Annotated in this window: 13 protein-coding genes; 6 read left to right on the top strand and 7 right to left on the bottom strand. The window is 60.6% G+C overall.

Features of this window, described 5'->3' with window-relative positions:
• Positions 1-3: 3 nt before the first annotated feature.
• The 4 genes from BDB13_RS19445 to BDB13_RS19430 all read right to left on the bottom strand — a co-directional run bounded on the left by BDB13_RS19445 (position 4) and on the right by BDB13_RS19430 (position 6,876).
• Positions 4-1,104 carry an NAD(P)-dependent alcohol dehydrogenase gene (locus BDB13_RS19445; protein ID WP_094273131.1) on the bottom strand — a complete coding sequence of 367 codons (1,101 nt, stop codon included), beginning with the start codon at positions 1,102-1,104 and terminating at the stop codon, positions 4-6.
• Positions 1,105-1,156: 52 nt separating this feature from the next.
• Positions 1,157-2,602, bottom strand: coding sequence for an aldehyde dehydrogenase (locus tag BDB13_RS19440; protein ID WP_094273130.1), 1,446 nt, complete (start codon positions 2,600-2,602; stop codon positions 1,157-1,159).
• A gap of 760 nt (positions 2,603-3,362) precedes the next feature.
• Positions 3,363-5,849, bottom strand: coding sequence for a chitobiase/beta-hexosaminidase C-terminal domain-containing protein (locus tag BDB13_RS19435; RefSeq protein ID WP_094273129.1), 2,487 nt, complete (start codon positions 5,847-5,849; stop codon positions 3,363-3,365).
• A gap of 313 nt (positions 5,850-6,162) precedes the next feature.
• A complete protein-coding gene (locus BDB13_RS19430) occupies positions 6,163-6,876 on the bottom strand; it encodes a GntR family transcriptional regulator (RefSeq protein WP_176459625.1) in 714 nt (237 codons plus the stop codon).
• A gap of 109 nt (positions 6,877-6,985) precedes the next feature.
• Between BDB13_RS19430 and BDB13_RS19425 the strand changes: the two genes are divergently transcribed.
• The 5 genes from BDB13_RS19425 to BDB13_RS19405 all read left to right on the top strand — a co-directional run bounded on the left by BDB13_RS19425 (position 6,986) and on the right by BDB13_RS19405 (position 12,135).
• On the top strand, positions 6,986-7,705 hold the full coding sequence (locus tag BDB13_RS19425; RefSeq protein WP_094273128.1) for a phosphonatase-like hydrolase: 720 nt from the start codon (positions 6,986-6,988) through the stop codon (positions 7,703-7,705).
• A 47-nt stretch (positions 7,706-7,752) separates the two neighbouring features.
• On the top strand, positions 7,753-8,721 hold the full coding sequence (locus BDB13_RS19420; protein ID WP_094273127.1) for a phosphate/phosphite/phosphonate ABC transporter substrate-binding protein: 969 nt from the start codon (positions 7,753-7,755) through the stop codon (positions 8,719-8,721).
• On the top strand, positions 8,721-9,521 hold the full coding sequence (phnC, locus tag BDB13_RS19415) for a phosphonate ABC transporter ATP-binding protein (RefSeq protein ID WP_094275038.1): 801 nt from the start codon (positions 8,721-8,723) through the stop codon (positions 9,519-9,521). Before BDB13_RS19420 ends, phnC begins: the two co-directional genes overlap by 1 nt.
• An 80-nt stretch (positions 9,522-9,601) precedes the next feature.
• Positions 9,602-11,113: a phosphonate ABC transporter, permease protein PhnE gene (gene phnE / locus BDB13_RS19410; protein WP_254923036.1), complete on the top strand. Its 1,512-nt coding sequence runs from the start codon at positions 9,602-9,604 to the stop codon at positions 11,111-11,113.
• Positions 11,089-12,135, top strand: a complete 1,047-nt coding sequence (locus BDB13_RS19405; protein ID WP_094273125.1) for a zinc-binding dehydrogenase — start codon at positions 11,089-11,091, stop codon at positions 12,133-12,135. Before phnE ends, BDB13_RS19405 begins: the two co-directional genes overlap by 25 nt.
• Positions 12,136-12,392: 257 nt before the next feature.
• On the opposite strand, the gene BDB13_RS19400 is transcribed toward BDB13_RS19405, so the two are convergent.
• From BDB13_RS19400 to BDB13_RS19385, 3 genes are all read right to left on the bottom strand, one after another.
• Complete coding sequence (locus tag BDB13_RS19400) at positions 12,393-13,598, bottom strand: hypothetical protein (protein WP_094273124.1); 1,206 nt, start codon at positions 13,596-13,598, stop codon at positions 12,393-12,395.
• Between the two features lie 54 nt (positions 13,599-13,652).
• Complete coding sequence (locus tag BDB13_RS32205; RefSeq protein WP_176459624.1) at positions 13,653-13,991, bottom strand: hypothetical protein; 339 nt, start codon at positions 13,989-13,991, stop codon at positions 13,653-13,655.
• A gap of 650 nt (positions 13,992-14,641) precedes the next feature.
• Positions 14,642-15,232 (bottom strand): MFS transporter, encoded by a 591-nt coding sequence (locus BDB13_RS19385; protein WP_254922882.1) that lies wholly within the window; start codon positions 15,230-15,232, stop codon positions 14,642-14,644.
• Positions 15,233-15,499: 267 nt separating this feature from the next.
• Between BDB13_RS19385 and BDB13_RS19380 the strand changes: the two genes are divergently transcribed.
• Entirely contained in the window at positions 15,500-16,945 is a 1,446-nt protein-coding gene (locus BDB13_RS19380) for an Ig-like domain-containing protein (protein WP_094273122.1), read from the top strand.
• Positions 16,946-18,048: the final 1,103 nt, after the last annotated feature.

Below are 18,048 nucleotides of genomic sequence, written 5' to 3'. Positions count from 1 at the left end.
CGCTCAGTCGAATGTCAGGATTGGCTTGATTGCGATCCCGTTGGACGCGTCCCGGACTGCATCCTCGATTTTCTCGAAGGGGTATTTCGACACAAGCCGGTCTATCGGGAATCGGCCTGCCCGGTGAAGTTCGATCAATTGCGGGATGAGGGCGTCCGGTTCACTCAATCCGGTGGGATACCCGCGCACACCTAGTCCGTTGAGCGCAATACCGGTGTGGTTCAGGTTCAGATCCTGATCTGCCGGTCCAACGCCGAGGAGTGCGCATTCGCCACCACGAGCAAGGCTCTCGACAGCGGACCGAGCGACTGAAGCAACCCCCGTGGCCTCCACCGCAAACTGGACTCCATTCGCTGCGACTGCTCGTACCGACTCAGCAAGTGGATCGTTGCCCGCTGAAATCACGTGCGTTGCACCGAGTTCCATAGCAAGATCAAGTCTGTTCTGTTGACGGTCCACAACGATGATCGTGCTGCACCCACCTACTCGGGCAGCTAGGACTGCCGCCAAGCCGACAGTTCCCGCTCCGAAAACTGCGATCGACGATCCAACGGTAGGCCGCATGCCGTTAATCACAGCGCCTGCTCCGGTGAGGACGCCACAGCTGAACGCGGGCGCAAGAGTGAGATCGAACTGCGTATCGATCTTGGTTGCGTTGCGTTCGTGTGCAATGGCGTACGTGGCGAAACTCGACTGTCCGAAGAACTGCCCGTGAACGGGACGACCGTTGTGTGACAGAGTGGTCGATCCATCGGCTCGATGGCCGGCGACGTTTAGCGAGTGAGCATTGCTGCACAGATTCGAGTTTCCCGTCTTGCACTGCGGGCAAAGACCACAGCTGAGACGACTGAGGATTACGTGATCACCGCGCTTCAGCGTGGTGACGCCAGCCCCCACCGCCTCTACCACTCCGGCGCCTTCGTGACCCAGTACGATCGGCAACGGCAGCGGAAGGAACTGGTCGCGCGCGCTGAGGTCGGAGTGGCAAATGCCGGTTGCGACCATACGAACGACAATTTCCCCACGTCGGGGCTCATCTAATTCCAAATCTTCTATGACGAAAGGGGCTCCCTTTTCGTGGACGATCGCACCTTTGATTTTCATGTCTGATTGTCCGTTCTACGGCTGGTTTGTCGAGTGTTTCGGAGGCTGTGAATCATGCGGGCTGATGAGCGGGAAGGAAGATTGATTGGGTCTGGTAGTACTCTGCGAGCCCTTCCGGCCCCAGTTCACGACCGACACCTGAATGCCCGAACCCTCCGAATGGAATGGTTGGATCCAATGCAATCATTCCGTTCACATAGACGGATCCAACCCGGAGTTGCCGCGCAATTTCCTCTGCCCGGGCAATGTCTGTCGTCCATACCGAACTCGACAATCCGTACTCGGTGTCACGGGCGATGTTGATTGCCTCTTCCACAGTTGAGTATTTGATGACGCAGATGACGGGACCGAAGACCTCTTCCTTCGCTACCCGCATGTCGTTGGTAACGTCGGCGAGGATGGTCGGCTGGATGTAGAAGCCTTGGTCTCGAGTGTCAGGAATGTTGCCGCCGGCAGCAATTACTGCGCCTTCTGCTTCCGCACCCTTGATGTACTCGAGAACTCGGTCACGGTGTTCAGCGGTGATCAGCGGTCCGATCACCGTGCTGGGGTCAGTAGGGTCACCGATTGGAAGTGCATTCGCAGCTGCCGCAAGAATCGATACGACTTCGTCGTATCGTGAGGCGGGCACGAGGACTCGTCGCTGGGCAATGCATGCCTGCCCACTGTTCATTACCAGCCCAGTTGCCGTCAGTCCCTTCGCGATTAGCTCGGCTGGAGCGTCTTCGAGGACAATCGCCGCAGCGTTTCCGCCGAGCTCCAAGGCATATCGGCGAAAGTCGCCAGCGCACGTGGTCGCGATACTGCGCCCTACTGCCGTACTGCCGGTGAATGCCACCATGTCGACATCCGGGTGCGAGACAAGATGACGACTGCCCTCGGTATCTGCGGGAATGACGTTGAAGACACCCCGAGGAAGTTCAGCCTTATCCACTGCCTCCGCCACTAGATAAGCGAGCAGTGGGTTCTCCGGCGAAGGTTTGTACACGACGGTACATCCGGCAGCAAGCGCAGGTGCGATCTTCGACAATGCGCCGAGCAAGGGGATATTCCATGGGACCAAAGCGGCAACGACACCGATCGGTTGGCGCCGAACGACGGCCTGTGCACCGATCGCCGGACTCGGTCGGATGTCCTCGAAGGAATCCTGGCGCGCTAAGGATGCGTAATATCGGAGAAATTTCAGGGCGCCGTCGACATGGGTTGATGCCACAAACTGGGACGCAAACCCTCCTTCGGCAGTAATGAGTGCAGAGATTGATTCGGCTCTCGCGGAAAGGTTGTCGGCTATTCGATCAATGGCATCGGCCCTTTGAGTGCCCGTCAAGGACGACCAAACTCCCAAATCAAACGCCGTTCGTGCAGATGTCACCGCCCGGTCGACATCAGCTACTCCACATGCAGGTACGGTGCCGATGATCGCACCGGTTGCGGGGCTAATCACAGATAGTCGCTTGTCGGTCAATGCTGGGGTAAATTCCCCATCCACGTAGACCATTTCTTGACGATGAGCATTCACTGCATTCACTCCATGCGAGACAGGCACCGACCACGATGCGACATGAATCGAGGACAAGCTGAAGCGATCGCTCAGTCACTCGATGTTGCGTATTCCACTTTGCATTAAAGTTGCCATCTAGTCAACAAGTAAAAAATGCTTCGCCAATCCGCTGGCAAAACGACAACCTGCGTATTTGGGGGAGCCGGAGGCCGCAGGCTACGGCACTGTCCCGTTGACGAGGTCGGCAAACTGGGAGATTCCCTCACATGAGCACCGTCCTGCCGTCATACAAAGGCCGTCATACGCACCGGTACGCTGATTGAAACGTGCAGCGGCACAGTTAGTTTTTGAGATTTCTATGGAACGCCGTACGGTTGTTCGCATTTCAGGCGGCAACATCGGTCGCGGTGACCTTCCGTTTGGCTCAACGGTTTCTGGCGTCGTTCAGTGCGATCTTGCCGCACTCCAGGCCAGGATACGAGCTCACCGCGAGCGCTTACTGCGCTGAAAGGCCGACGGTTCGAACCTGGAACGATGTCACCGGTGTGCCCGCCGTCTGAACTGGTGTTCAACCAACAAAATCCGCCCAATGGTGGACGAATTCTGTTGACCCCAGTCATGTTCAGTCAATGTGATAGATCCGTTGAGGCCAAGGTCAAGCCTGAGGCATTGATCGGTGAGAAAGTCCCTGAAACGACGTTGCCCCCGTCTCATAGGACGGAGGCAACGTCGATTCGTGTCGATACGGGCAGAAAGGTCAGCTGCCGAAGATCGATCCGAGGGATCCGGTCGCGGGCGGGTCAACCACTGGTGCAGCGGTGACATTGACGGTGACGGTGAGTGTTAGATCAGGATCGACACCGTTGGCCGCTTCGAGGATGAACGTGTAAGTGCCTGCGGTGGTGGGTGTTCCGGACAGTGCACCGTCGGTGAAGGTCATACCGGTGGGCAGCTTCGAATCGTCGAGCACGGTGACGGTGGGCGTGGGGTTTCCGGTGACCGTGAACTCACGGGTCAATGCCGTTCCGGCAACAGCATCGAGCGTGACGGGTCCGGGGTCGGTGAAGTTCGGTGCCGACGGAGCATCCACCTCGGCCGCATCGAAGAAGATGCCCCCGAGTACGCCGTTCGGGCCTGAGGTGGCCGAAGCCCTGACCTGCACCGACTGGTCGATTTGGTACGAAAGCCACATCCCGTGCTTGTTGTCCGCGACGGCCTGGACGGGTGTCAGAGCAGTGCCGTCGGTGCTGTACAGCGCAACGGTCTGCTGTCGAGCCGTGTCGTAGCTGTTCACGTAGACGCGCAACGTGTACGCGTCACCGTCCGCGATCGCGACATCCACCTGCGCCGGTGTGCCGAACCAGGTCGCCGCGCGTCGGCTTGTTCCCGCCGGCGGCACTTGCAGCGCCGCCGCGTGCGTCGAGGTCGGTTCCCACGCGTATGCCGCAGTGCCGCTCGCCGGCGTGACGGTGACGCCATCGGGCAGGCTGGATGCGTCGCTCGGGATCGCGTAGCCGAGGGCACCGTACGTGCCGATCCAGTTGCCTTGGGTCGTGGTGTCGATGACGGGAAGCCCGGTCGGCCGGGTACCCGGTGTGGTGAACTCGAGCTGTTTCGGCTCGGAACGCGCGCCCCATACGTCGACGGCCGTCACGGTCGCGACGTAGTCGGTTCCGGGTGTCAGTTCGGCGGTTGCCGAGTCCAGCGGGATGCCGAGTCTGACCGACAACGGAATTTCGAGGACCGATGGGCGTGGGGAGAAGAAGAAGTCACTCGAGACCACTGTTCCCGCCCGGAGCGGAAGACCCGGAAGGCCTGTGTCGGCCTCCAACACCTTCACGTCGTAGCCGTAGACCATGTCGTCGCTGGTTGCCGCAGGGACGCGCAGTACGGTTTTGGACTCCGTGGCCTCAATGGTGGGGTCTGCACCCATGACTGGGGGCGTGCTGTCGGTTCGTGCCGCATCCGTGTAGGCGAAGTTCGCCTTGATCTCCTCGGTGGTAGACCCGTCCAGGCGGATGTTCCACGTCGGGCCTGCCAAGGTGCCTGCCCCATCGGCAGGTAGCTTGTCCGAGAACGGTTCCCACTCCCCGTTGCGATACAGCCGCTTGGCCTGGCCGTTGTACGCGATCCGGTCGACCTCCGTTCGATCGGCGTATACCTCGACGAAGAGCCCCTGCTGAGTCGCCAACGGGAATGTGTCGAGCAGTTTGTCGCCGTAGATTTGGTACGAGTCGCGCGGAATCTGGGCGTAGGACATCGATCCGTCGTTCAGCGCGGTGAAGTCTTTCTGGTGAATCGACTTCTCGCTGTTGAGGTTCAGGTGCGAATGCCCCGAGATGTAGACGGCCTGCGGGTAGGCAGCGAGGTCTTGCGAAAGGGTCGGATTCGAGGCCTGAGCGCCGTTGTTGACCGTTCCGGGCACGGGACGATGCGCGACGACGAAGACAGGCTTGTTCAGCCCACCCGGTTCCGCCGTGATGGCGGCCAGTCGCTCCTGCAGCCACGTGCGCTGCGCGCCGCTGTATGCCTCGGTATTGAGCCCGAGAAAGTGATAGCCGTTCACGACTTTGTCGAAGTAGCCGCCGCCGGTGTGGGGGAACCACTCCGTCGGGTAATGCTGTGTCATCACGTTCAATCGGTCATCGTGATTGCCGAAGGTCACCAGTACCTCCGAGTCGAGGTCGTGGCTCTGCAGTCCGTGGTTCAGAAGATTCACCACGTCTTCGTGGTCATGGCCTGTGTTGAAGTTGTTGTCAGAGATCTGATCTCCGTTGGAGATGATCAGATCGGGTGACTGAAGCGACGTGATCGTGTCGAAGTAGCTGCTCCAGCGGGCCTTGGTGGCGTCATCCGAGGTTGTGGTCTCGATGTCAGACATGACTACGAAGGAGAGCAATGGCTCCTCGTCCGTCTTGATGAGGTATCCCGCGACCTCTGCCGGGCTCACCTCTTCGCCACGGATGGAGACCGCTGCCAGGTTTGACGATTCGTCGATCGTGATTGGGCTTGTGTAGCGAGCGCTGCTCGCAGTGGGCGTCGACCCGTCCAGCGTGTATCGAATCTCGGCGCCCTCCGGTGCGCTGAGTTTCACGGTCGTGGGGCCCACATAGCGGCCGCCGTCCTGGCTGAAGCTCGGTGCGGCGAGCTCGCCGACCTCGCTGGGTTGCATCACCGGGCTTGCGCCCCACGCAATCGCGCTTGAAACGGCCATTACAACCGCTGCCATCTGTGTGATGGACATTGAATGGTTCTCCTCAAAAATTCGCTCGGGAATTTCGATCGGGCCTCGGAAACGGGCCTCGGAAACGGGCCTCGGAAACGGGCCTCGGAAACGGGTGGCGCTCAGCGCCACACTCAGTACTCTTGCACCGAATGGCGCCGTTTCCTGTCTATTTTTGGAAGTATTTAGATAGTGTTTACCTAATGTTGAATCGAGTGAACACCAGGTTGATCCGACGGATTGCCGACGACAAGCCGTCGACTGAGAAGTCGGCCGCTGAACAGCAACAACAGGCCCAGCATCATGTGCGGGACCTGAGAATCGGTGGTGACTGTTAGGTGTGCATGACTGCGGTGAAGGTCATGCGGTCACCGCGGTAGAGCGATCGCCGCTGTTCGATGGGCACTCCGTGCACGTCGTAGGAGACGCGGTTGAGTAGGAACATCGGGGTTCGGGTGTCGACGGTGAGCAATACTGCTTCTCTGGCGTCGGGTAGTACCGTCTCGATGCTGTCGACGACGCGATCGAATTGTATTCCGCGTGAACGAAGTTCGGCGTAGAGGGATTGTCGGTAGTCGAAGGTGTCGATGAGGCCGGGAATTCTGCTGGCGGGGATGCGGGTCGTTTCCAGTCCGACCCGCATGTCGTCTGTGGTGAAGACGCGCTCGAGTTGTATCACCGCTTCTCCCGGTGCGATCTGCAGCAGTTCTGCGAGGTCGTCGTCCGCGCTGTCTACGGACCACCCGACCAGGACGCGGGTGGCGGTCATGCCCTTCTCGCGGGCAGCCTCGGTGTAGGAGCCGATAGCAAGCGGCAGAACGACTTTGGGCTCAGCGACAACGGTCGTTCGACCACGCCGTTCGATGCGGCCGGCAACGAGCAATTCGCGCATCGCTTGACGGAGTGTTTCCCGAGACACGTCGTACCTTTCGGCGAGGTCGCGTTCGGAGGGAAACGAGTCTCCTGGTGACAGGTCGTCGAGCAATGCGTCGAGATTCTTGCGCACGATCTGATGCTTGAGCATCCGAGGTTTTGCGTCGACCGCCATGTGTCCGACAGTATCATTCCTTGGTCTAGACCAAGATGTCACCTGCCGTTCATTGTCAGTTCACGCAACGGATTCGCCTTGGTCTATACCAACCTGCATCGTGTGTCCCATGACGAATTCGACCGCGACACAAGTACTTCGCGAAACTGCCCCAGTTGGAACCGCAATCGAACTGGTTGTCATGGACATGGCAGGCACCACTGTCTCCGACGATGGTCTTGTCATCGAAGCCTTTGATGCCGCGGCCACTGCAGTCGGTCTCGCCGAGTTCGGCGCAGACCGCGAAGATGCTCGTCGCTACGTCCTCGAAACGATGGGCCAGTCCAAAATCGAAGTCTTTCGAGCACTCTTTGGCGCAGAAGACCGTGCGCAAGCGGCCAATCGTGCCTTCGAAGCCGCTTACGATGCGCGTATCGCCGGCGGCGTGACCTCAGTTCCCGGTGCAGGCGACGCCATCGCACAACTCCGCGAGGCCGGTGTTGCAGTGGTGTTGACGACAGGCTTTTCCCCGGCCACGCAGAATCGAATTCTGGACGCGCTGGGGTGGCACACGATCGCCAATGCCTACCTGGCGCCGGGAGATGGTATTCGCGGCCGCCCGTATCCCGATCTTGTCCTCGCCGCGGCACTGCGCAGCCAGGTCAGTGACATAGCGGCCGTCGCAGTCGTCGGCGACACTTCGAGCGACATTCGTTCGGGTCTGCGGGCGGGGGCGTCCATCGTTGCCGGTGTCCTCACCGGTGCGCACCGTGCCGAGACTTTGACCAGCGCCGGCGCGACCCACGTTCTGAACAGCGTCGCCGATCTCCCTGACATCTTCCTGCCCTGAACTCGACTTTCGTCTCCTCGCCTTCACTCGACTGAACGGACAACGACATGATTACCCGCACTCGCCGCCGCGTCGGCATCGCTGCCGCACTATTCTCCGCCACTGCGCTCGTCGCCTCCGGTTGTTCCGACTCCGGTGCTGAAACCACTACTGAACAGGGATTTCCGAAAACCCTCACTCTGGCAGCTATTCCGGCCGAAAACTCCACCGATCTCAAGGCAAGCTACGACCCGGTGATCGAACGACTGGAACGTGAGACCGGGGCGACCGTTGAATTCGTCCAGGCATCCGATTATGCGGGCGTGGTCGAAGGTCTCATTGCCGGCAACGTCGATCTTGCGTTCTTCGGTCCCTTCGCCTACGTCGTCGCTGGGATCAACGGTGCACAGATGACGCCCCTCGGTGCTGTCGTGAAGAACGAAGGGACTCCTCCCGGGTACCAGTCCTACGCAATCACCCGCTCGGACAACAAGTCCGTCAACGGTCTCTCCGATTACGCAGGCAAAAAGGTCTGCTTCGTCGACCCGAGTTCGACATCCGGATTTCTCTATCCCACTGCAGGACTCATCGAAGAAGGTGTCATCGCCTCAGGTTCGGAAGCGGACATCTCTGCCGCGGTCACGCCTATCTATGCAGGCGGACACGATGCGTCGGCACTCGCAGTCAAGAGCGGAGACTGCGACGCGGGTTTTGCATTCGACACCATGGTCGACAAGACCATGATCGACAACGGTGAGCTGGCGCCCGGAGAGCTCAAGACTGTCTGGAAGTCGGAAATGATCGCAGGATCGTTGTTTGCCGCCAACGACGAACTCGGCGCCGACGCGATCGCGAAACTGAAGGCTGTATTCAGCGAAGGCATGAACTCCGAGGCCTTCCAGGCTGACGGCATCTGCTCCGAGGAATGCCGCATCACCGACGAGCGTGCCTGGGGCGTAGTACCGGCAAAGGACAGTGATTACGACGGCGTCCGCCACGTATGTGAGGTCACCGGTTCCGAGAAGTGCCGAGGCTGATCGTGCCCACATCTCCCAACGACATCGTCGTCAGCGCACGCGATGTCACGAAGATCTTCGGTGCCACTACGGCGCTCAAGAACGTCAACCTTGACGTGCGCCGCGGCGAAATGCTGGTACTGCTCGGTCTTTCGGGCTCGGGCAAGTCCACTCTGCTTCGCTGCATCAACGGACTCCACCCGATCACTTCCGGCAGCATCACCGCGCTGGGTACCCACATCGACACCGCGCCATCGCGGCACGTGCGAGAACTGCGCAAGAACGTCGGGTTCATCTTCCAGCACTTCAATCTCGTCGGTCGACTCAATTGTCTCGAGAACGTCCTCGTGGGTGGGCTCGGACGGTTACGGATTCCTCGCTACGGGGCGTTGACGTACCCGAAGGCGATGCGGATCGAGGCACTGAACTGCCTCGATCGGGTCGGTCTCGCAGATTTCGCCGAGCGGCGCGCGGACACTCTGTCCGGCGGGCAGCAGCAGCGCGTAGCCATTGCACGCACCCTGATGCAGCGACCGAGCATCGTCCTCGCCGACGAACCCGTGGCCTCACTGGATCCGGAGAATGCCGACATTGTCATGGACCTGTTGCAGCGGGTGTGCACCGAAGAACAACTGACAGTCGTCTGCACGCTGCACCAGGTCGATCTCGCTCTCGGCTGGGCGCACCGATTGGTCGGCCTTCGCGATGGGGAAGTCGTTCTCGACCGTCCGGCGACCGGACTGCTACGCGAAGACATCATGCCGATCTACCAACGCATCCAGCCCGAGAAGAATGCGCTGTCGGTGGCGGGGTCGACGTGACCATCACACTCGGTCCACCACCTCCGAAAATCGATCCTGCGCAGAGTGATGTACGGCGCCGGCGGTGGCTTCTTCCAGCGTTGGGCTCGGTCGCGGTCGTCTTGACCGTACTGTCGGCCGGATACATCGATTTCGCTCCCGCCACATTGATCGACGGCCTTGACGATGTTCAGCGCCTGCTGGCCCGCATGCTTCCGCCACGTGTGGACGACACGGGTCGCATCGTCTCACTCGCCTTCGACACGCTGCTGATGGCGGTACTGGGAACCGTCCTGGCTGCGATTGCTTCGATTCCCTTGGCATTCCTCGCTGCTCGCAACACGACCCCTCATCCGTGGGTATACGGTGTCGCGCGGGCGATCATCTCCTTCTGCCGGGCCATGCCTGATCTTCTCTTTGCAGTTCTGTTCGTCCGGGCGCTCGGTATCGGTGTTCTGCCCGGTGTTCTCGCGCTGGCGCTGCATTCGATCGGCATGCTCGGCAAATTGTTTGCCGATGCCATCGAGCAGGCCGACAGTGGTCCGCGGGAAGCGATCCGCGCTACCGGGGTCGGATACGTACGCGAGATGATCAATGCCGTTGTTCCGCAAGTAGTTCCGGCGTGGATTGGCGCGTTTGTCTACCGCATCGACATCAATTTGCGCATGTCGGTCGTACTAGGATTCGTCGGCGCCGGTGGGATCGGGTTTGCGCTGCAGGATGCGTTGCGCGGGCTGATCTATCCGCGGGCGCTTGGTATCGTCCTCGTCATTCTGGTCATCATCGCCGCGATGGAACTGGTAGCGATCGCCATAAGGCGTACCCTGCTCGTCCCGTCGAAGGCAGGGCCCCACCGTGATCGAGCGATGCGTATCGGGGCATCGGTGCTACTGATCGTCTCCTGCATCGCCTCATTCGTCGTACTCGACATCGACCCCAGGGCGCTACTGACTTGGGTCGGGCCATCCGTGGAGGTCTTCAGCCGCATGCTGCCGCCTGACTTCTCCTCTCTCGGTGTCGATCTGCTCGATGCCACCGTTCAGACCGTCGCCATCGGCTTCGTATCTACGGCGATCGGCATCGGACTCTCGATTCCGGTCGGCATCCTGGCCGCTGCCAATGTGACGCCGCATCCGGTGCTCTATTGGCTGGCGAGGGCATGGATCGTGGTCGTGCGTGCCGTCCCCGAACTTATCCTCGCCGTGGTGTTCGTCGCAGCTCTCGGACTCGGGCCGGTAGCGGGTACCTGCGCTCTAGCGATCGGCTCGGTAGGTTTCCTGGGCAAACTCGTCGCCGACGCCGTCGAAGAGATCGACCCCGGCCCCCTCGACGCAGTAAAGTCCGTCGGCGGTGGATGGTGGAACCAAATCTTCAGTGCTGTTGTACCGCAGGCTATTCCATCGATGGTTGGGTCCAGTCTGTACCTGCTCGACGTCAACATCCGCACCTCCACCATCTTGGGCATCGTCGGTGCAGGTGGTATCGGGTTTCTGCTGTTCGAGTCGATTCGCACATTGAACTTCCAGGTCGCCGGCGCGATCGTCATCGTCATCTTCGCCGTCGTATACATCGTCGAAAGGATTTCCGGATGGATCAGGTCACTCCTCGTCTGACACGGGCCGCTGTATGGACCCGCGACGGCATCGACATCCGGGAACTCGAAATTCCCGAACTCGGACCGGGGGATGTCCTCGTTCGCGTCAGCCTTGCCACAGTCTGCGGCAGCGACCTGCATACCGTGTCCGGACGTCGAGATGCACCGTGTCCGTCGATCCTCGGGCACGAAGCCGTCGGGCGGGTGATCGCCATCGGACGTGGCGCACGCCCTCAGGTTGTGGGGGAGTGGGGGCATCCACTCGCTGTCGGCGACCGGATCGTGTGGTCGGTGACGGTTCCCTGCAACCGCTGCGCGCGTTGTGTCAACGGATTCACTGCCAAATGTGTGAACGTACGCAAGGTGGGACACGAACCGGCACAGGGTCCGTGGACATTGAGCGGGTCGTACGCCGCGCACATTGTTCTGCCGAGAGGGACCGCAATCGCTCTGGTGCCCGACTCTCTGCCCGATGCGGTGGCTGCACCCGCTGCGTGTGCAACTGCGACAGTGATGGCGGCTCTCGAGGCAGCGGGGGATCTTACAGATAAACGAGTGCTGATCTTTGGGGCAGGGATGCTCGGTGTCACTGCTGCCGCTGCTGCTGTTGAAGCCGGTGCGGATGTGCGTGTCGTTGAACCGAATCCGAGTCGGCAACGCCAATCCCACAGGTTCGGCGCCTCCGACGACGATGGGGCAACGACCGATATCGCCATCGACTTCTCCGGTGTGTGGACGGCAGTGGATGCTGCACTACAGCGCCTCGATGTTGGCGGCCGACTAGTTCTTGCCGGATCGGTCTCTCCAGGGCCAGCCATTGCGGTGGACCCGGAAGACGTTGTTCGTCGGTGGCTGACCATCACCGGAGTGCACAATTACGAGCCTCGCCATCTGAGCCGGGCTGTGGCACTGCTCGCGACAACGTGCGAGAAATATCCGTGGGCGTCCCTGGTCGCCGAACCTGTGCCGCTCGACGATGTGGCTCGTGTACTTCGGCCTACATCATCGCCTGCCATCCTCAGGGCGTCGGTCGCGCCTTAGCGTGTCGCCGGGTCGTCCGGATCGCGTTCTGTTCGTCCGTGAGTTTCGTCGACGGCGGACGTCTCTAACTGCCAAGCCGCGACGGCCAACTGTTGACGCCTGCGGGATGTTGACATGCTGCGCATCACGAAGCCCCCAACCTCGAACGGTTGGGGGCTTCGTGATGTGTTTGTGCGGGCCCGCTGTTGGGCAACTTGTCGTCGCTGCGGTGCTTCTGCGTGCGCGGAAGGCGGGCGCCGCCATGCCGTTATGGCTACTTACTGCGTCTGCTTCCACTCCTGTTCGATCAGGCCCTTGAACTCCAGATAGGTCCAGTCCGAGTCCGGCGTAAACTGCTTGATTTGGCCATTCTCGATGTAGTCGAAATATTCGTAGTGCGTATTGTCGCTGTCCGGGTAGCGGTAGGACTGGATGGTGGCGCAAAACGCTTCGCCCTTCGGCAGCGGATTTTTCAGCTGGTGAATCTGGTAGTAATCCGGAGTCAAAAATGTCACGTCACCGGTATTGAACGTCACCTTGCCCCACGGCGTCAGGATCGCCGGGCTCAGCGCAGGGAAGAGTGATACTTCGATTTGCCCGTAGAGCACATGAATGATCGCGCAGGCCCGCCCGTGATTGTGAATGGGGGAGCCATTGCCCGCCGGCCAGATTTCCAGCACATAGGGCTGGCCCGGTGAATCACCCAAGTTGCTGTCAATCGTCACCCGCAGATAGCCGAACGCCGGGTCTTTCTTCTTCAGTTCCTCGTAGCAGATACAGCCCGGCGTCATGATCGAATGCTGAATCGCCTGCGCAAACTGCGGAAAATCCGGCGGCGTAATGGTGATACCCCGGCCGGCCACCGTCGCATAAAGTTGCTGGCAGGCTGGCGGCAGGTCAGTGATCACGCTGCTCAGGTTGAACGAGAGGCTTTCCATCGTCACGGTGTCCGAAGACACGATGTACGGCGAAGGGTCCAGGTTCACCGGAATCGGCAATATCTCCAGCGCGGTTACCGTCACCGGCGTCACTTGCACCCGCGCCAGGTCCTTCGGGAAGGCAAGCAGCTGCTCCTGCTGCGCATCATTCGCCCAGCTGTACTCGAGCAGCATCAGCGTCCGCAACATTTCCCCCTTGCCGTAGCGGACCCGGCTGTTATTCGAATCTAGGCTCAGCCAGTACGGCGTAGTCGCGCTCTCGGCGGTCAGCCCGATATCCTGGCCCTTGCCCACCTCCAGCGTCGTCCGCTGCTGGCCGCTGTGATACCAGAGTGTCACCGCGCCCCTCTCAACGGTCAGCCCCAGCGCCGGAAAGTCACTCTTTTCCGGCCTGAAAACGATGTCGAAGGGCGTTGGGTTCGCGGTAATCAGCACCGACGCCGTGCCTTGTCCCTTCACCACCAGCGGCGCGCTGCTTTCGCCTGCCGCCGTCTTGCTGCTGAACAACTGCAGCCTGTTCGGTGTCGCCGTAAATGTGTTGGTCATCTGTCTCCTTGTGAGCGCTGCACAGGGTATTGAGTTGTTGTGTGAGAACTCAAATCATCCCAGTTCAGTGGGTACACCGGAGGTGATATCCCACATTGCAATCGAAATACTGTGGGAGGGAATGACGCCGCCGGAGGCCAAAGCGCGGTGGTACCGCGCGATCGCCGACATCGACGGAGTGGCGCTAGTTGATCCGAGTGCTGTGGCGACGGCATTCGTTGCCGCGAGAGGCATTGCAAACCTTGGTGATTGGTCGGAAGTGCGCCGAATCGTCGACCAGCTCGGAGCGGGCAGAGACTGGAAGTCACAGTTGTTCTCGAAGGCTTCGAGGTCGTCCTTGGGCAGGCTGTAGTCGATGAGCTGCGAGCAGCGGTGGCATTCGGCACCTCGCATCTTGCAGTGCTGCCTGAACTTGACTTGAAGTGCTTTATGCCGGCGCGTACTACATTCGTTGGCCATCGGCGCTTACCTTTTCGGCGTCGGGTGCGAAGTTGTCGACGGTATGGGCGATCTCTCCGCGCGTTCCTACTTGTCGAGGGACAACCTCCACTTGCGCCTACCGTCGACGCGTTCGTCAGAACGCTGACAGTGGTATCTGAATCGATGCGTGAGCATGTCCAGTAGATGGGCAGGATTTCGGCATAGGTAACAGCACGTTCTGCCGCTGGCGAACCGGTTCGGGCGGATCATGTCGGTTTCCTGTCAACGCATGACTGTTGGGGAGGCAATGGACGTAGGAGTTGCTCGGCGACCTATCGGGGTGAGCCCCACAGATGTGGGTTTCCGAAGTGCGAAAATCTGAATCACACGGAATCGACGAGGTCGCCGGCACTTCGTAGTCGGTCGGTGTGCGAGAGCCTCTGAGTGAACCGCGTACTAGCGCACGCCGTTCCCTGCCGAGTGATCGACGATTGCGCGGGCGAGTGCCGCTGTATCAGTCGACTTCCCGCCGATAAGCTGGTGGATCTGCTGACTCCAGCTTTCCGATCATCGCTATTGCTTCGCTATCCCGATCGAGTTGTGCCCCAGCCTGTTCGAGAACGTCACGCCACGGCGCCGAGTAGGGGAGAACGAATGTCGTTGCAACGACATTGATCTGAGCGAACAAGCTCGGTGGTGGACCTGCATTGATCATCAGGATCTAGTCGGGCTCGACCGACGTAACCCGAAGTCCAGGAATATGATTCAGTGCCGATGACGGTTCCGACCAAGATGGCGATGCCGGTCGTCGCGAAGACGGCGCCGGGGAGGTCGAGGGAACCGCCCTTGGCGCGCTGGCCGGCGGGTAGGCTGCGGGCGCCGGCAATCGCTGCGATCAGGGCAACCGGTGTGCCCGCGAACATCACCCATCGCCAACTGAGTCCTTCGGTCAGCACTCCGCTCAGCACGACGCCGAGTGCACCGCCGAGTGCTGACGTCATGGCTCCGATTCCGAAGTCTTTTGCCCGAGCGTGGCCGGTGGGGAAGGTCTGACTGAGGGCGGCGAGGCCGGCGGGGGCGATCATCGCGGCGCAGACGCCTTGAATTGCGCGTGCTCCGACGAGCATCTCGGCAGAGGTCGAGAAGGTGCCGGCAATGCTGACGAGAGCGAACAGCAGAAGTCCGGAGACGAGAACTTTTCGAGTCCCGATCACGTCGCACAGACACTGTCACGTTAAGCAATCAAGCGCTGATTATGGTCGATCCGTGCTCGGAAACCTCCTGCTCGTGTGTGACTCATGAGGCTGGTGGGATTTTGGGGAGGCACCGAATGGACTAACGTGACAGTGCCCTCGCCACAGTTACCGCAATTCGTCCGTAGTGGCTGATCAATTGCGATACCTTGATCCCGATCAAAGTGCTGGACGCTCGTCTAGGCGCTCGTGTAGATCCGTTGCGTCGACGTCTCAAGAAAGGGAACCATGAAGCAGAGCAACACTCTTCGTGCAATCGGAGGCCTGAGCGTATGCGCTGTGGCGGCCGGATTCGCGGTCGCGATCGGCGGCGGAATTGCAACTGCGGCGCCGGGTTCGACCACCTGGACCGACCAATACAGCACCTTCACCCGCACCATTGACAACGCCACCCCCACCGGCGACGACACCGTCACCGTCACCACCAAATGGGCCCGCATCGACTCCAACTGGGAAAAGCTCAATTGGGTGAAGGACTACCACTCGACCTGCCTGACCTACGTTTCGGGTTCCGCGAAGGTCACCGACGCCGCCGGCGTCCACACCATCGAACCTTACGTCGAGATGGCCGCCGACTACACTGCCGTCGACTTCACCAGCCTCGGCTACCAACCGACCGCAAAGAGGGGTGTCGACACCCCGATCCTGAGCATCCAGTACAAGGTCGGCTACGACTGCGACCGCGGCACCATCCTGACCGCCGGTCTGATCTACAACGGCTCGCGCGGCACCGGCATCTACACCAACCCAGGACCGTCGATCAGGGTCGCCAAGAATACCTCGACCACCACACTGGATGCGGTCCCCGCGCGCACGAAGGTGGGCCAAACGGTGCCGCTGAGCGCCGCGGTCACGGGCGGCGCCGATGGAGACATCGTCGAGTTCTACGACGGTACAACCAAAATCGGGGAGAGTTCGTTGGCAGCCGGCAAAGCGACGATGATGTGGACGCCGGCGCTGGGCGCGCACATCCTGACCGCGAAGTTCCTGGGCACGACGAAGGCCAACGAGTCGGTCTCGCCAGCACAGAACGTCCCGGTCGCCCCGGCGGACGTCGCCACCACCACGTCGGTGACCGGTCCGGCCACCGCGGTTGCGGGCACGGACGTGATTCTCGGCGTACAGGTTTCGCCCGCCCCGGCCCTCGGCGGCAAGGTCCAGTTCAAGGACGGTGGCACCGACATCGGCGGCCTGGTCGACCTCGACACCCAGGGCAACGCCTCCACTACGGCGGCACTCGCTGCCGGCAACCACGCCATCACCGCAGTGTTCACCGGATTCAACGAACACCTGGCATCGACCTCAGGTGCACACAACATTGCGGTCACGCCGGCCAACGTCGACACCACAACCACAGTGACAGCTCCGGCCACCGCAACAACGGGAGTCGAAGTAGAACTGGTCGTGAACGTCTCCCCGACCTCGGCCGGTGGAACCGTCCAGTTCATGGACGGCGACAACAAGATCGGTCTTCCGGTCACAGTGGTCAACGGCAAGGCGACGCTCAAGCACACCTTCACGAGCGCCGGCACCAGCAATATCACCGCGGTCCATAGCGACGCCGCAGGTAACGTCATCTCGACCTCCGAGATCCGCACGGTCACAGTTACCGATACCGAGACCCCCGGCGGCGGCAACATCGGCGGTTCGCTGGGGAACATCTTCGGATCCTGAAGAACTGTCTACTGAGGCCAACAATATGATTGTGGACCAACAGAATTGAACTAGTTCCCGATCATTGAACTAGTTCCCGATCATTGAACTGGTCACATAAGAGCCTGAACCTCAAGGGCCTGGGTCCGGTATCGCACCTGGATCCAGTCCCTCTTCGATTCCTGGTCAGTCCTCGCTGACCCACAGCGTCGGCGCCACACCACTTGAGAAGGCACTGTCACGTTAGCTGCGCCAGTCCATCGAGCGGTGTCGATTCCGGCGGGGGAAGCATGCATGATGGGCCTATCGCCCATCGTCGAGGGCGATCGCCCATCGCCGCATCGGTGCCCAGTCCCGACCCAGATGGCGGGGTCGATGACGGTATTGCCGAAGTCTTCGACGACGATCCCTATCTGCGGACCGGTAGTGGGGGACTGCGATTCGGAGGCCGGGGTCAACTTCACCCGGGAACCGACCGCAATGGCGTCGGCAGGCTTAGCTCCAGAGTCGGACGTGGATCTGATTTTGGCAGAGAATCCCCGCAAGTGTGGGAATGGGGAGGGCTACCCCGTTCGAGGTGACTCCTGAACTGAGAGTGTCGGTCTTGCAGTAAAGGCCGAATCCGATGATAACTTCGTTGCCTGTAATGCTGCTTTGTCACTTCGAAAAGATCCGAACCGTAGCCATCGGCGCAGGAATCTACCGCGCCATAGCCCAACTCGGAAACGATGCGAGCCTGGCTGTTGCCAAACGGAAACGGGCGCTGTGACATTCACCTTGTTTGACGAGTAGTAGCACGGTGGCATCCTGACGACCACGCGGCGTGGTGGTTGTACCGGCCACCTTCGGTGCTACCCCAGGAGGATGCTTTGCTGCGTTCTGCGATTCCTCGACCGTCGGCTCAGTCCAGCGGTTTCCGCTTCGTTCAGTCGTATCTCCTCGCACTTCCGCCCACCGCGGCACCGTATGACTGCCGCCGACCACCGAACCGAAATCCGCACCTGATTCCAGGTATGGGATCAGGTCGTCGAACAGACCGTCGCTACCTCACCGACGGCTTCGTGCGATGCCCTGTTGCGTACGAAAACTGTTGCACACCAAACAACTTGACAGTTTCGCCACAA

It is taken from the genome of Rhodococcus sp. OK302, assembly GCF_002245895.1.
Taxonomy (GTDB): Bacteria; Actinomycetota; Actinomycetes; order Mycobacteriales; family Mycobacteriaceae; genus Rhodococcus_F.
Note: the sequence above shows the minus strand (reverse complement) of the source record. Positions and strands in the feature narration are given on the sequence as shown.